This is a genomic window from Lysobacter sp. HA18 (genome assembly GCF_054057595.1).
Window position 1 is genome coordinate 2,235,896 of record NZ_JBSRZL010000001.1, and the last position, 15,358, is coordinate 2,251,253.

Consider the following 15,358-nt stretch of genomic DNA (forward strand, 5'->3'; position numbering starts at 1 on the left):
CGACCTCCGTCGACGACATGCCTGCAGCAACGCCGGCCACATCGGCCGACCGCACGCCGCACGTCCTCGCCGACCGCGCAGTGCGCTTGTTCATCGGTCTCGCCGCGCTGTTCTGCGTCAACACCGTGCTGGCCGAGTTCATCGGCGTAAAGATCTTCGCGCTCGAGGACACGCTCGGGATCAATCCGTTCGAATGGCATCTGTTCGGACAGAACGGCTCACTGAGTTTTACGGCCGGCACATTGCTGTGGCCGATCGTGTTCCTGATGACCGACGTCATCAACGAGTTCTATGGCCATCGAGGCGTGCGCATCATTTCGTTGTTGGCCGCCGCGCTCATCGTCTACGGATTTGCCTTCGCGTTCGCCGCAATCTCGCTGGCGCCGGCGGGCTGGTGGATCGGCGCGGCGAAATCGCAGGGTGTCGACAACTACCAGGCCGCGTTTTCGGCCGTGTTCGGGCAAGGCATGTGGACGATCGCGGGCTCGCTGGTCGCGTTCCTGCTCGGGCAGTTCATCGACGTCGCGGTGTTCCATCGCATCCGCCGCGCGACCGGCGCGCGTGCCATCTGGCTGCGCTCCACCGGCTCGACCGCGGTGTCGCAGCTCGTCGACAGCTTCGTCGTGCTGTACATCGCGTTCGTGCTCGGCCCGCAGCATTGGCCGATGGGCCTGTTCCTCGCGGTGAGCACGGTGAACTACGCCTACAAGATGGTCGCGGCGGTGGCGATGATCCCGCTGATCTACATCATGAAGAACGCGATGATCCGCTTCCTCGGTGTCGAACGCGCCGACCAGCTGCGCGCGCAGGCTGCGGCGGACTGACGGAAGGCGGCCATTGCATGACTTCCGACCGGCGATAGCGCACGCGGAAGCCCGCATGCTCCGGGGGTCCCCAGCCGGAGCCCGCCATGCATCTGCGTCCCATCACCCTTGCCGTCGCCCTCGCGTTCGGCATTGCCGCCCTGCCCTCCATCGCCGCACCGGCAAAGGCGCCCGCCGCGGCGTCCAGCACGCAGTCCGCCAAGGGCCAGAAGCTGTCGGCCATGTACGACCAGTACTGGGAGGAGCTGCTCAAGCTCAACCCGCTGCAGGCCACGTTCCAGGGTGACCCGCGCTACAACGATCAGATGCCCGACTTCGGCACGGCCGAGTACCGCAAGAAGCAGCACGACTTCACGACGAAGTGGCTCAATGCAGTGCAGAAGGTCGGCAGCGACGGCCTGACCGGCCAGGACCTGCTGAGCTACGAGATCTTCGTCGACGGCGCCAAGCGCTCGCTCGAAGGCGAGCAGTTCCCCGACTGGATGATGCCGGTCAACCAGATGGGCAGCATCGCGAGCTACGGCGCGATGTTCGGTTCGGGCACCGGTCCGCAGCCGTTCAAGACCGTCAAGGATTACGACAACTGGCTCAAGCGCGCGAACCAGCTGCCGAAGCTGTTCGACACGTCGATCTCGAACATGCGCGAAGGCGTCAAGGCCGGTGTCGTGCAGCCGCGCGTGCTGATGGTCAAGGTGGTGCCCCAGCTCGACGCGCTGATCAACGACGACCCGACCAAGACGCTGTTCTGGGGCCCGATCGCGAAGATGCCGAAGGATTTCTCGGCAGCCGATCGCGAGCGCCTCACGAACCAGTATCGCGACATGATCAGCAAGCAGGTGATGCCGGCCTACAAGCGCCTGCGTGCCTTCATCAATGACGAATACGTGCCCAAGACGCGCGAGACGATCGGCCTGGATTCGCTGCCGAACGGCAAGGCCTGGTACGCCTACGACGTGCGCAACAGCACCACGACCAGCCGCACGCCGGAGCAGATCCACGAGCTCGGCCTGAGCGAAGTCGCGCGCATCCACGGCGAGATGCAGCAGGTGATGCAGCAGGTCGGCTTCAAGGGCTCGCTGCAGGACTTCTTCCAGTTCATGCGCACCGACCCGCGCTTCCAGTTCAAGACCGAGGACGAGCTGCTCACGTTCTATCGCAGCCTCGAGAAGACGATCATGGCCGGCGTGCCGACCGAGTTCTCGCTGACGCCGAAGACGCCGTTCGAGATCCGCCCGGTCGAAGCCTTCCGCGCGAAGTCGGCTGCGGGTGGTGAGTACCAGAGCGGCAGCGAGGACCGCACGCGTCCGGGCATCTTCTACGTCAACACCTACGACCTGCCGAGCCGCAAGACGTGGGACGCGGAAGACCTGTTCCTGCACGAGGCGATCCCCGGCCATCACTTCCAGATCTCGTTGCAGCAGGAGCTGACGACGATGCCGAAGTTCCGTCGTTTCGGCGGCGAAACGGCGTTCGCCGAAGGCTGGGGCCTGTACGCGGAATCGCTCGGTCGAGACGTCGGCGTCTACAAGGATCCGTACAGCTACTTCGGCTACCTGCAGAACGAACTCTGGCGCGCGATCCGCCTCGTCGTCGACACCGGCATCCACAGCAAGGGCTGGAGCCGCGACCAGGTGATCAAGTACATGCTCGACAACTCCGCGGCGAGCGAGACCGACGCCACGGCCGAAGCCGAGCGTTACATCGCGTGGCCGAGCCAGGCGCTGGCGTACAAGTCGGGCGAACTCAAGATCAAGGAGCTGCGTGCGCGTGCACAGCAGGCGCTGGGTCCGAAGTTTGATATCCGCGAGTTCCATGCCGAAGTGCTGAGGGACGGCGCGGTACCGCTGGACGTGCTCGACGCCAAGATCGACCGCTGGATCGAGGCGAAGAAGGCCTCCTGATCCACGCAAATGCCTCACCGGATGGGCCGCGAAAGCGGCCCGTTCGCGTTCCGGCCACCCACGAGCGACCGCCTGCACGCCGGCCCCGACCGTGCATCGGGCGGGGTCAACCGCGCGCATACATCGGGCGTTCGCGACTCCGATCATTCGCGAGCCGCCATGGACCGTCGCCTCCTGCTTCGCTGCGTCGCATATCCGCCTTGCGTTAGCGCGCAGGCGGTCGGGCGACGTGCGCATCGACTCGCGCGAACCATCGCACCCCGCATTGCACGGATCGCATGCCGATGACGCAGGACGCTCGACCCACCCGCCGCTATGCCGCACTTCGCGATGCCCTCGCGATCGCGGCCGGCATCGCGTTCGGCGTCGCCCTGCTCGCCCTCGCCTTCCTGCTCGCGGCACGACCCATCGAGCCGCAACGGCCGCTGGACGCCTGCGAATCCGCGCAACGCGGCGCCCCGCTCACGCGCGCGTGCGCCAAACCTGTCAACCGCGAGCTTCCCCGGGCGTTTCCACCCGGGGAGGGCGTGAGATGACAGACGACCAACAACGACGACTCGCCAGCACGCATAACAGGTTCGGACTGGGCGCACGCCCGGGCGATCTCGATCGTGCGGACGATCCGCATGCAGTGCTGATCCGGCAACTGGGCGGAAACGCCGGCGCGAACGATTTCGGCGCGCTGCCGTCGAGCCGCGACTACCTGCATCTCGAAGCGACCGTGCTCGCCAACGCGCGACAGGCCAAGCGCATGCGCGACGACACGACGTCGCCGATGCAGGACGACCCAATGCCGCAGTCGCGCAATCGCAAGGGCGGTGGACGCGGCGCGCTGCGCGACTCCGTACGCGCCGAACTCGACGCACGCTATCGCCAGGCCGCGACCACGCCCGACGGTTTCGCCGAACGCCTCGTGCGTTTCTGGTCGAACCATTTCGCGGTCTCGATCGACAAGCGGCAGGCCCTGCTCTACGCGGCGCCGATGGAGCGCGAAGCGATCCGTCCAAACGCATTCGCACGCTTCGGCGACCTGCTCATCGCGGTCGAGCAGCATCCGGCGATGCTTCGCTACCTCGACAACGTGCGTTCGATCGGCGACGACTCGCGCGCCGCACAGCGCGCCATGGGCAAGCGACAGCTCGGCCTCAACGAGAACCTCGCGCGCGAAATCCTCGAGCTGCACACGCTCGGCGTCGACGGCGGCTACTCGCAGGTCGACGTCACCGAACTCGCGCGTGCGATCACCGGCTGGAGCACGCCCGCACCGCGCGAAATGCTCGAGAGCGTGCCGACCTCCGCTTTCGTGTTTCGCCCGAACGCGCACGAAGGTGGCGCGCGCAGCGTGATCGGCCGTCGCTATGCGGAAGGCGGCATCGACCAGGGACGCGCGATCCTGCGCGACCTCGCGGTGCATCCGTCGACCGCGCGCCACGTGTCGACGAAGCTCGCGCGTCATTTCATTTCCGACGATCCGCCGAAAGCCGTCGTCGACCGCATGGCGCAGGCGTGGACGCGCAGCAACGGGCAACTCGTCGACGTGTACCGCGTGCTGATCGACAGCCCCGAAGCGTGGGACGCGAGTGCGCGCAAGTTCCGCACGCCGGATGATTTCCTCGTCGCCGCGCTGCGTTCGCTGGATACGGAAGAGTCCATCGCGCGTTTGCAGCCGGTGTTGACGCAACTTGGCGAGCCCGCATTCACTCCCCGCTCTCCGGCGGGTTTTCCGGATATCACCACCGCATGGAGCGGCGGCGACGCGCTGTTCAAGCGCGTGCAGGCCGCGCAGCGCCTCGCGACGCTCGCATCCACGCCCGACCCGCTCGCCACCGCGCGCACGGCGCTCGGCCCGCATCTCGACGATGCGACCGCAACCACGCTGCGTCGCGCCGAATCCGCACGCTCCGGGCTCGCGCTGCTGTTCGCGAGTCCGGCGTTCCAGTGGAGGACCTGACATGGACCCCAGCCGACGCCGCTTCCTCGCCGTCGCCGGTGCCAGCGCATCGCTCGCGCTGTGGCCGCGGCTTCCCTCGTTCGCCGGCACGTTGCGAGGCGATAACGACGCCCGCTTCGTCGTCGTGCTGCTGCGCGGCGGACTTGATGCGCTGCATGCGTTGCCGCCGGTCGACGATCCCGACTACCTGCGCCTACGCCGCGACCTCGCGGTAACTGATGCATTGCCGCTGGGCGGCGGCTTCGGCCTACACCCGTCGCTGTCGTTCGCGTCACAGCTGTACGCGTCGAAACAGTTCATGCCCGTCGTCGCGATCGCACCGCCATATCGCGGCCGCTCGCATTTCGAAGCGCAGGACAACGTGGAAAGCGGTGGCGATGCCAGCGCGCATCTGCAGACGGGCTGGCTGAGCCGCACGAGCGCGGCGATGACAGGCGCGGACGCGCTCGCAGTCGCGGCAGTCGCACCGTTGTCCGCGCGCGGCCCCGGCCGTGTGCGCACGTGGTCGCCGCCATTCGCGGACGATGTCGACCCGATGATGTTGCAGCGCCTGCAAGCGCTGTATGCGAACGACCGCGAGCTTGCGCCGTCGTTCGCCCAAGCGATGCGCAATGGCGACATGGGCAGCAGCGGTGCGTTGCGATTGCCGGAAGCGATGCAGGCGGCGGCGACGTTCATGCGTGCGGCCGACGGCCCGCGCATCGCCTTCGTCGAGGACACCGGCTGGGACAGCCACGGCGGCCAGGCGTATCAACTCAAGCGCAAGCTCGGCGAACTCGATGCCGGCCTGCGCGCATTCCACGACAACGCGCAGCCGATCTGGCCGAAGACGGTGGTCGCGATCGTGACGGAATTCGGGCGCACCGCCGCGGCCAACGGCACCGGCGGCACCGATCACGGCACGGGCGGCGTCGCATTCCTCGCGGGTGGCGCGGTACGCGGTGGACGCGTCGCCGGCGATTGGCCGGGCCTGTCCTCGTCCGCGCTATTTGAAGGCCGCGATCTGCACGCGACCAACGACCTGCGCGCCCTGTTCAAGGGCGTGCTGGTCGAACACATGGGGCTGGATCGCACGGCGGTCGAGCGTCAGGTGTTTCCCGACAGCACGACCGCACGTGTGATGGGCGGCCTGGTGGCTTAGACGTCTCGCGCCTTAGCGCGCGGGACGTGCCGCACGGCTGGTCGCGCTACGCGGCTTGCCGGTGTGTGCATGCGCGTGCGCGGTGCGTACAGCCGGCTTGCCATGCGGACGATGCGCCGGACGCGGCGTGCGCTGCGCCTGCACCGGCTTCATGTCCATGCGGAGCGGACGCGTCGGCACGAAGCCTTCGACCGTTTCCTGCTGCACGTTCTGGCCGAGCATCTTCTGCACCTGAGCGAGCAGGCCGCCTTCGTCGACGCCGACCAGCGAGATCGCCTCACCTGTCGCGCCGTTACGACCGGTGCGGCCGATGCGGTGCACGTAGTCCTCGGCGACCATCGGCAGGTCGAAGTTGATGACCAGCGGCAGGTCCGGAATGTCGAGACCACGCGCGGCGACGTCGGTCGCGACCAGCACGCGAGCGCGGCCGGCCTTGAACGCGTCGAGTGCCTTCTGACGCTGGCCCTGGCTCTTGTTGCCATGGATGGCGACGGCCTTCAGGCCTGCGTCTTCCAGCTGCTCGGCCAGGCGATTGCAGCCGTGCTTGGTGCGGCCAAAGACGAGCACGCGATCCTGGAAGCGCGTGGCCAGCAGGTGGACCAGCAGGTCCTTCTTGCGGCTGCCATCGACCGGATGCGCGATGTGCTTGATCGTCGACGCAACGGTGTTGCGCGCGGCGACTTCGACTTCGACCGGGTTACGCATGAAGTCCATGGCGAGGCCACGGATGCGCGGCTCGAACGTCGCCGAGAACAGCAGCGTCTGGCGCGCCTTCGGCACGGTGTTGACGATGCGCTTGATCGCGGGCATGAAGCCCATGTCGAGCATGCGGTCGGCTTCGTCGAGCACGAGGATCTCGATCGAATCGAGCTTGGCGGTGCCGCGCTCGAGGTGATCGATCAGGCGGCCCGGGGTGGCGACCATGATGTCGACGCCACGACGCAGCACGTCCATCTGCGGGCCCATGCCGACGCCGCCGAAGATCATGCAGGTGTGCAGCTGCAGGTGGCGGGCGTAGGAACGCAGGCTCTCGTTGACCTGCACCGCGAGTTCGCGGGTCGGCACCAGGATGAGCGCGCGCGGACGGCGCGGGCCCTGGGCGGCAGTCGTCTTGGAGAGACGCGCGAGAAGCGGCAGCGCGAACGCGCCGGTCTTGCCGGTACCCGTCTGCGCGGCGCCGAGGACGTCACGGCCGGCGAGAACCGCGGGGATCGCGGCCTGCTGGATCGGCGTCGGGGTGTTGTAGTTGAGGACAGCGAGCGCGCGCAGCACGGCGGGCGGCAGGCCGAGCGCCTCGAAGGTCGAGGGTTCAGTCATGGTGGTGCTCCAATGGAAATACGCCGCGGGAATAACCGCGGGTCCACTCGGAGCCTTCCAAACCGCGCTGCGAGTAAAGGGGTGACGCGCCGGAAAGGCCCGGAACGTGTCGGCGTCGAGAATGCGTGCGGATGACATCGCGATGCCGCATGGGGCGGCAAAGGCCCGGCGGGGCCTGCGAGAACCGTGGAAAACGCGCCCGAGGGCGGATGCAAGACGGCGAACGACGTGGATGCTACGTGAAAACGCTCCAGCCTGCCCGGCCGCTCCGCCGAGCGGTTCAGTCTGGTCCGCCCGACATGACCTCCGGCACGCTTCCGCCTGCCGGGCCCCGCGTAACGTCCGGCCAGCATGCCAACCGGCGTGTCGCCCGTGGCCATGTCCCGGGCCGACCCCCAATGCCCCGGCTCCGGAGCCTTACGTGACCTCGAAGAACCGCACTCTCCCGCTCGCCCTCGCCGTCGTGACCGTACTGGCTGGTGGCGTCGCCGCCTACGCCGCGCCGAAGGCGTCCAACGACCTCAGCATCGACGCCGCCAAGCTGCCGCCGGTCAACCGCTTCGCCAAGGCCGACCTCGACCCCGCCAAGGAACCGTGCAAGGACTTCGGCGGCTACGTCAACGGCAAGTGGCTGGCCTCGCACCCGATTCCGTCCGATCGCACCTCGTGGGGCGCGTTCGAAATGCTCGACGAGCGCAGCAACGCCGCGCAGCGCCAGATCGCCGAGAAGGTCGCCGCCGACAAGAACGCGACCGGCGTGCAGAAGATCGTCGGTGACTTCTGGGCGACCGGCATGGACACCAAGGCCATCAACGCGCAGGGCATCGCGCCGCTGAAGGGTCACCTCGACGCGATCGACAAGCTGTCGAACAAGGACCAGATCGCCGACTACCTGCGCGAGAGCGCGGCCAAGGGCGAGAACCTGCTGTTCGGTTTCGGCTCGACGCCGGACTACAAGAACTCGTCGGTCAACATCGGCGTCGCGTTCCAGGGCGGCCTCGGCCTGCCGGATACGAGCTTCTACAGCGACCCGACCAAGGCGGGCGTGCTGAAGGCGTACGAGGCGCACATCGCCAAGGTGCTGACGCTGTCGGGTACGCCGGCCGCCGAGGCCACCAAGCAGGCGAAGGACGTGGTCGCGTTCGAAACGCGCCTCGCGAAGGCGTCGAAGTCGCGTTCGGAACTGTCGCGTGACGCCGAACTCTTCTACAACCCGATCAGCCCGGCCGCGGCCGACAAGCTGACGCCGAACTTCCCGTGGACGACGTTCTTCAAGTCGCAGGGCCTGGAAGTGCCGGCGATGTTCTCGCTCGCGATTCCGTCGTTCCATCAGGAAGTCAGCAAGATGCTCGGCGACGTGCCGGCATCGGCGTGGCGCAGCTACCTGCGCTTCCACACCGTCGACGAAGCGTCGCCGTACCTGTCGGACGCGTTCGTCAACGAGAACTTCGACTTCTACAGCAAGACGCTGCGCGGCCAGAAGCAGATCAAGGAGCGCGGCAAGCGCGTGCTGGGTGCGCTGAATGGTGCCGCTGGCGAAGCGATGGGCCAGCTCTACGTCAAGACGGCGTTCTCGCCGGAATCGAAGGCGCGCATGGAAACGCTCGTGCAGAACCTGCGCGACGCACAGAAGGCGCGCATCGAGAAGCTCGACTGGATGACCGCCGAAACCAAGCAGAAGGCGCTCGCCAAGTGGGCCGCGTTCACGCCGAAGATCGGCTACCCGGACAAGTGGCGTGACTGGTCGGGCCTGCAGACCTCGCGCGAGAGCTATCTCGGCAACGCGATGGCCGCGAACGAGTTCAACTACAAGTGGGACATCTCGAAGATCGGCAAGCCGGTCGATCGCACCGAATGGGGCATGAGCCCGCAGACGGTCAATGCGTACTACAACCCGTCGATGAACGAGATCGTGTTCCCGGCCGCGATCCTGCAGCCGCCGTTCTTCGACCCGAAGGCGCCCGACGAGATGAACTACGGCGGCATCGGCGCGGTGATCGGCCACGAGATGACGCACGGCTACGACGACCAGGGCAGCCGTTTCGGGCCGACCGGTAACTTCGAGAACTGGTGGACCGATGCCGACTCGAAGGGCTTCGCATCGCGCACCGACAAGCTCGTCAACCAGTTCAACGGTTACGAAGCCGCACCGGGCCTGAAGGTCGACGGCAAGCACACGCTCGGCGAGAACATCGCGGACCTCGGCGGCCTCAACACCGCGTACGACGCGATGCAGAAGGCGACCGCCGGCAAGCCGGATACGGTCAAGGATGGCCTGACCCGCGACCAGCGCTTCTTCGTCAACTTCGCGACCGTATGGCGCCGCAACTTCACGCCGGACGAGCTGAAGCTGCGCATCACCACCGACGAGCACGCACCGGCGAACTTCCGCGCGATCGGCGCGCCGTCGAACATGCCGGCGTTCGCGAACGCGTTCCAGTGCAAGGTCGGCAGCCCGATGGTGCGTGGCAGCGACCAGCAGGTCGTGATCTGGTAAGTCGTCGCGACATGCAGTGATCGAAAGGCCCGGGGCGACCCGGGCCTTTCCTTTTGCGGCCGCATGCACGAAGGCGTGAGGGAATCGTTCATTGCACGCACGACGCCGTTGCTAGACTCCAGCCGGTTTCCACAAGGACGCCCCGCAATGACCGCACGCCCCATCGTCGCCGCACTGGCCGTTGCCCTGCTCGCCCTGACATCCGTCCCCGATTCGTCCGCGGCGACGAAGAAGAAGTCGGCCACCGCGTCGTCGCGCAGCGCCAAACCGGCCGCGCCGACGGCATGCACCGACTTCTACACCTACGCCAACCAGTCGTGGCTGACGTCCAATCCCGCGACGCCCGGCGTGCCGGCGGTGTCCGCGCTCGACCAGCTGCGGCAGCGTGCGTACCAGCAGCAGATCGACCTGCTCAACAGCGCGATGACCGCGCCGTCAAACGACGTGCAGAAGCTGCTCGGCGACTTCTGGGCCAGCGGCATCGACGAAGCTGCCGTCGAACGCGACGCCGCGAACCCGATCGCACCGCTGCTCGGCCGTATCAACGCGATCAAGAAGGCCAAGGACATCCCGGCCGCGATCGCCGCGCTGCATCAGGTCGGCATCCCGGTCGCGTTCAATTTCAGCGCGGACGTCGACCTCGCCGACACCAGCCGCCACATCGGTTACTTCACCGGCGGCGGTATTGGCCTGCAGGACCCCGCGTTCTACTCGCGCACCGACGCGGAAACGCGCGCGGTGATGGATCGCTACCGCACCTACGTGCAGAAGATCCTGCTGCTGACCGGCACGCAGCAGGCGCAGATGCCGCAGGAACTCGCCTACGTCATGGACGTGGAAACGCGCATCGCCGCGGCCATGCGCCCGATGGCGTCGCAGCGCGATCCGCGCGCGAACTACGCCGCCGTTCCGACCGCGAACCTCGCGCAGCAGTTCAAGCGCCTGCAGCTCGCCGACTTCCTCAAGGCACAGGGCGTCACCGACGACCAGGTGTCGATGGCGAACCCCGAGCTGTTCACCACGCTCGACAACCTGGTCGCCGGCCTGCCGGTCGACGAATGGAAGACGTTCCTGCGCTGGCGCGTCGGTGACGCGATGGCGCCGTACCTGACGCGTTCGTGGCGCGATGCGAACTTTGAGTTCCGCGGCCATCTGCTCAACGGACAGGTCTCCGCGCCGTCGCGCCAGCAGAGCGTGCTCGACGCGATCAACCTCGCAGCGGGCCCGATGCTCGGTCGCGAATACGTGGCGCGTTACCTGCCGACTGCGTCGCGCACGCAGGCCGAAACCATCGCGACGCAGGTGCGTGATGCGCTGTCGTCGATGATCGATCGCGATACGCGCCTCGGCGACGCCGCGAAGACTGAAGCGAAGGCCAAGCTCGCCGCGCTCAAGATCGAAGTGGGCGCGCCGCATCGCGACCTCGACTACACCGTGCAGCCGATGGGCCGCGGCAGCTTCGGCAGCAACATGCTGATCGCGTCGACCTGGCGTCATCGCGAAGAAATGCGCCGCATCGGGCGCGGCAATGCCGACCGTCGCTGGGACGTGCTGCCGCAGCAGCCCGCGCTCACCTACGACGTCCCGCAGAACCGCCTGATCGTCACCGCCGCGATGCTGCAGCCGCCGGTGTTCGATGCAACGCAGCCTGTCGCATCGCAGTACGGCGCATATGGCGCATTGGTCGGTCACGAGCTGATCCATGCGATCGATACGCAGGGCCGCCTGATCGATGCCAAGGGCCAGGCGCGCGACTGGTGGACGCCGACTGAAACGGCGGCGTGGTCGTCGCTCGGCGATCGCATCGCATCGCAGGCCAGCGCGTTCGACTATCCACAGCTGACGGGCGTGCGCGTCAACGGCTCGCTCGTGCGCGACCAGCTCGTCGCGGACGAAGCCGGCGTCGAACTCGCGCAGGCTGCGTTGCAGGCCGCGCAGCCGGGCGCAGCGAAGGAAACGATGCAGGCGTTCTACAACGGCTGGGCGCATCTGTGGCCCGAGCAGGTGTCGGTCGACGAAGCGACGGCGCGTGCGGCGTCGAGCGCGTATCCGCCGGGTCGCTGGCGCGCCAACGTGCCGCTGATGAACCAGCCCGCGTTCGGTACCGCGTTCACCTGCAAGGCCGGCAACGCGATGCAGCCGAAGTCCGAGCAGCTGGTGCGCCTCTGGCCCTGAGCCAACGCGACGTCGCACATGAAAACGCCCGCAGATGCGGGCGTTTTCGTTAGTGCACCACGCGCATATGCGGCGGACGCGGACGGTTGCCGCGCGACGGAGGCCGGCGTCGCCAATAGAGAATCAGCAGCCAGCCGAACAACATGCCGCCGAGATGCGCGAAATGCGCGACGCCAGGCATCGTGCCCGTCACGCCCATGAAAAGTTCGAGCAGCCCGTACACGATGACGAGCGTGCGTGCCTTCATCGGCACCGGCGGAATCAGCAGCATCACGCGCTGGTTCGGGAACAACATGCCGTAGGCGAGCAACAGGCCGAAGATGGCGCCGGACGCGCCGACGGTGGGATACGCCTCGCCACCCATCGACATGGTCGCGTAGCCGACAGCGAGCTGGCACAAGGCCGCGCCGATCACGCATGTCATGTAGTAGCCGAAATAGCGTCGCGCGCCCCATGCGTGCTCGACCTGCGAGCCGAACATCACCAGCGCGAGCATGTTGAAAAACAGGTGCTGGAAGCTGCCGTGCATGAATCCGTACGTCACCAGCTGCCACGGCATGAACGGCGGCGCGCCGTACTGGTCGCCCGATCCGATCGGCCACAACTGCATCATCTCGAGCACGTCGCCGAACGCGGACGCGCCTGCCAACCACTGCAGCAGGAAGACGACGACATTGGCGATCAGCAGGGCCCGCGTGACGGGCGGCAGTTTGGAAAACATCGCGGCTCCTCGGGAACCGTCATGTTAACTGCTGCACTGCAGTACGGGCTCACGGCCGCCGTGCGAAGCGGCCGTAGTGTTCATCCCGGCGGGCCCCACAGCGCTTCGTCGAGCGTGCGCGCCTTGCGCAGGCCCAAGACCCGCCCTGCTTCGACGCGTACGCCTTCCGCGCGCAGGCGTGCGCTCTGCTCGCGGAAACCTTCCGAACCGTCGGGGAACGCGATGCGGCCATCCGATCGCATCACGCGATGCCACGGGAGGTCGGGCTCGGATGCGGTGCTCAGCAGTCGCGCGACCATGCGTGCGCGGCCCGGAAGCCCCGCACGACGCGCGACTTCACCGTAACCCGCGACCTCGCCCGCGGGGATCGCGCGGATCGCCGCATAGATGCGACGTGCGGCATCGTTCGTGTCCGGGGTCGACATGGCGATAGCATAGACGCCACAAGGAGGTTCACCCCCATGCGCCACTTCAACGATATCCGCGACTACCTCGACGGCGCCGGCCACGACGTGACCGTGCACGACGACGGCCTCGTCTGCATCGAGCTGTCGCTCGAGAACGGTCAGCGCCACCAGGCGATCTTCCTGACCCGCATTCCCGACGAGGACGGCCGCAGCTATCTGCGCGTCAGCACCGTCGTCGCGCCGATGACTGGCGTCGATCCACGTCGTGCACTCGCCTTCAACTGGGACAGCCAGGTCGGCCATCTCGCGGTTGGCGATCTCGACGGCGTGCCGCACCTGCAGTTGTGCGAGAACCGTCCGCTCGACGGCCTCGACCTTGCGGAAGTGCATCGTCTGGTGCTCGAGATCGGCGGCGTTGGCGATCGCATGGAACGCACGCTTTCGGCGGGCGGCGACCTGTTTTGATTTACGCAATTCGACGGCGTGCGACAGATCGCCGCCGTCGCGTAACGGCCTGTTGACGTCTGCCTAACCGGGCAAGGCGGATCGTCGACACCGCGACGGTAATTCCGTCGTGCACTCACCGAAGCGAGTGCGTCTCCCGCTCGGGAGGTGGAACCCCGGTGGTCGGAGCCCCACCGGGGTTCCTTTACGTCAGGCCCAGCCCAGCGCGCGCAGCGCTTCGTCGTACGACAGCCAAGCGATGCCGCCGGCGGCGGGAATCGTAAGGATCCATGCCCACACCATGCGTTCGACGACGGTCCAGCGGATCGAGTTCGAACGCTTCGCCGTGCCCACGCCCATGATGGTCGCGGAGATGTTGTGCGTGGTCGACACCGGGATGCCCAGCGCCGACGCAGTGAGGATCACGCTCGCCGCGCTCGCTTCCGCCGCAAAACCGTTGATGGGCTGAAGCTTCACCAGCTTGTGGCCCAGCGTCTTGATGATGCGCCAGCCGCCCGCCGCGGTACCGGCCGCCATGACGAGCGCGCACGACACCTTGATCCAGGTATCGATGTCCTTGGTCGCCATCGCATTCGCGGTCGGGTGCAGGAAGGCGAGCCACGACGGCAAGTCGTTCAACGTTCCGGCCGACTGCGCGCCGAGCAGCGTGATCGCGATGATGCCCATCGTCTTCTGCGCGTCGTTCGAACCATGTGCGAAGCCCATCGCCGCGGCGCTGACGACCTGTGCCTTGCCGAAGAACCAGTTGACCGGACGCGGACGCGCAAGACGTCGCAGCGGGCCGCCTGCGGACGCCATGCCGGAAATGATCGCGTACAGCAGGCCCATGATCAGGAAGCCGACGATGAAGCCGATCAGTGGCGACGTCACCATCGGGATCACCACCTTCCACAGCACGCCGCCGCTCTTGAACCACGGGTCCTTGTGCTCGGCCCAGATGATCGCGTGCCAGTTGCCGCGCGCAGCGGCTAGCGCGGCGCCGCAGAGTCCGCCGATCAGCGCATGCGACGACGACGACGGCAGGCCCATCGCCCAGGTGATGAGGTTCCAGACGATGCCGCCCATCAGCGCGCACAGCACGAGCTGCGACGAGATCTCGATGACGTGCGCATCGACGATGCCCGAAGTGATCGTCTTGGCGACGGCGGTGCCCCACAACGCGCCGAACAGGTTGGTGCCGGCGGCGAGCATCACCGCCTGCATGGGCGAAAGCACCTTGGTCGCGACGACGGTCGCGATCGAGTTGGCGGTGTCGTGGAAACCGTTGATGTACTCGAAGACGAGCGCAACGGCCACGACGACCAGCACGAGGGTCAGCATCGGCGTCGCCTCAGGAGTTCTTCAGCACGATTTCGTAGGCGACGACGCCGGCTTCCTGGCAGCGGTCGATGGCCTTCTCGAGGATCTCGAAGAATTCCTTCAGCAGGAACATCTGCTGCGCATCGAGGCGGCCCGAATAGATGTCGCGATACAGCTCGAGCATCAGGCGGTCAGCCTCGTTCTCGATGGAACGCAGGCGGTCGCTGAGGCCCTTCATCGCCTCGAGCTTCATCGTCGGAAGCGCGTGCACCATTTCGACGACGACGCCGGCGGCCTTCTCCAGCATTGCCGCGCGCGGCGCGAAGTCGATGCCCTGCAGGTTGCGCAGTGCCATCGAGTAGCGGTCGGCGAACTTCTCGACCTGCTTCGGGATCTTGTACAGCGCCGAACCCAGCGCCTCGATGTCCTCGCGCTCGATCGGCGTGATGAAGCTGTTCACCAGCTCCTGCCGGATCTTGTCTGACGCGGCACGTTCGCGCTGGCGCGCCAGCTTGAAAGCGTCGAGTGCCGGATTGCCGCTGGTCTCGCGCAGCATCGAATGCAGCGCCTTGGTGCTGTCGTGCGCGGCGACGGCGGCTTCCTCGAGCAGCGCGTAGAACTGCTTGCCTTGGCCGAAGATCGTCTGGAGGGAAAACATGC

Annotated in this window: 13 protein-coding genes; 8 read left to right on the top strand and 5 right to left on the bottom strand. The window is 66.9% G+C overall.

The genetic code is table 11. The features are described from left to right. Nucleotides 1-17 precede the first annotated feature (17 nt). The 5 genes from ACVWWW_RS11045 (at nt 18) to ACVWWW_RS11065 (ending at nt 5,817) form a co-directional block, all read left to right on the top strand. Nucleotides 18-824, top strand: coding sequence for a queuosine precursor transporter (locus tag ACVWWW_RS11045; protein ID WP_051235486.1), 807 nt, complete (start codon nt 18-20; stop codon nt 822-824). Between the two features lie 86 nt (nt 825-910). Beyond that, nucleotides 911-2,725: a DUF885 domain-containing protein gene (locus tag ACVWWW_RS11050; RefSeq protein ID WP_027083505.1), complete on the top strand. Its 1,815-nt coding sequence runs from the start codon at nt 911-913 to the stop codon at nt 2,723-2,725. Between the two features lie 284 nt (nt 2,726-3,009). Then, complete coding sequence (locus ACVWWW_RS11055) at nt 3,010-3,261, top strand: hypothetical protein (RefSeq protein WP_155914361.1); 252 nt, start codon at nt 3,010-3,012, stop codon at nt 3,259-3,261. Beyond that, nucleotides 3,258-4,676: a DUF1800 domain-containing protein gene (locus tag ACVWWW_RS11060; RefSeq protein ID WP_027083502.1), complete on the top strand. Its 1,419-nt coding sequence runs from the start codon at nt 3,258-3,260 to the stop codon at nt 4,674-4,676. Before ACVWWW_RS11055 ends, ACVWWW_RS11060 begins: the two co-directional genes overlap by 4 nt. Before the next feature lies 1 nt (nt 4,677). Then, the gene (locus ACVWWW_RS11065) at nt 4,678-5,817 is read left to right on the top strand and encodes a DUF1501 domain-containing protein (protein WP_027083501.1); all 1,140 of its coding nucleotides are present in this window, start codon (nt 4,678-4,680) and stop codon (nt 5,815-5,817) included. A gap of 12 nt (nt 5,818-5,829) precedes the next feature. Here the strand turns inward: ACVWWW_RS11065 and ACVWWW_RS11070 are convergent, their stop codons facing one another. After that, the gene (locus ACVWWW_RS11070) at nt 5,830-7,134 is read right to left on the bottom strand and encodes a DEAD/DEAH box helicase (protein WP_051235302.1); all 1,305 of its coding nucleotides are present in this window, start codon (nt 7,132-7,134) and stop codon (nt 5,830-5,832) included. Between the two features lie 421 nt (nt 7,135-7,555). Here ACVWWW_RS11070 and ACVWWW_RS11075 point away from each other — a divergent pair, with 421 nt between their 5' ends. Both ACVWWW_RS11075 and ACVWWW_RS11080 read left to right on the top strand, forming a co-directional pair. Next, nucleotides 7,556-9,631 carry a M13-type metalloendopeptidase gene (locus ACVWWW_RS11075; protein ID WP_027083500.1) on the top strand — a complete coding sequence of 692 codons (2,076 nt, stop codon included), beginning with the start codon at nt 7,556-7,558 and terminating at the stop codon, nt 9,629-9,631. Between the two features lie 147 nt (nt 9,632-9,778). After that, nucleotides 9,779-11,806 carry a M13 family metallopeptidase gene (locus ACVWWW_RS11080; RefSeq protein ID WP_027083499.1) on the top strand — a complete coding sequence of 676 codons (2,028 nt, stop codon included), beginning with the start codon at nt 9,779-9,781 and terminating at the stop codon, nt 11,804-11,806. 49 nt (nt 11,807-11,855) lie between these two features. Here the strand turns inward: ACVWWW_RS11080 and ACVWWW_RS11085 are convergent, their stop codons facing one another. Next, nucleotides 11,856-12,527, bottom strand: coding sequence for a rhomboid family intramembrane serine protease (locus ACVWWW_RS11085; RefSeq protein WP_027083498.1), 672 nt, complete (start codon nt 12,525-12,527; stop codon nt 11,856-11,858). 80 nt (nt 12,528-12,607) lie between these two features. Next, complete coding sequence (locus tag ACVWWW_RS11090; RefSeq protein WP_051235300.1) at nt 12,608-12,952, bottom strand: MGMT family protein; 345 nt, start codon at nt 12,950-12,952, stop codon at nt 12,608-12,610. A 36-nt stretch (nt 12,953-12,988) separates the two neighbouring features. On the opposite strand from ACVWWW_RS11090, the gene ACVWWW_RS11095 reads away from it, so the two are divergent. Then, nucleotides 12,989-13,399: a hypothetical protein gene (locus tag ACVWWW_RS11095; protein WP_027083496.1), complete on the top strand. Its 411-nt coding sequence runs from the start codon at nt 12,989-12,991 to the stop codon at nt 13,397-13,399. 189 nt (nt 13,400-13,588) lie between these two features. Here ACVWWW_RS11095 and ACVWWW_RS11100 read toward each other — a convergent pair whose 3' ends face one another. Both ACVWWW_RS11100 and ACVWWW_RS11105 read right to left on the bottom strand, forming a co-directional pair. Beyond that, nucleotides 13,589-14,719 (bottom strand): anion permease, encoded by a 1,131-nt coding sequence (locus ACVWWW_RS11100; protein ID WP_456998696.1) that lies wholly within the window; start codon nt 14,717-14,719, stop codon nt 13,589-13,591. Nucleotides 14,720-14,729: 10 nt separating this feature from the next. Further along, nucleotides 14,730-15,356 carry a DUF47 family protein gene (locus tag ACVWWW_RS11105; RefSeq protein ID WP_027083494.1) on the bottom strand — a complete coding sequence of 209 codons (627 nt, stop codon included), beginning with the start codon at nt 15,354-15,356 and terminating at the stop codon, nt 14,730-14,732. Nucleotides 15,357-15,358 lie beyond the last annotated feature (2 nt).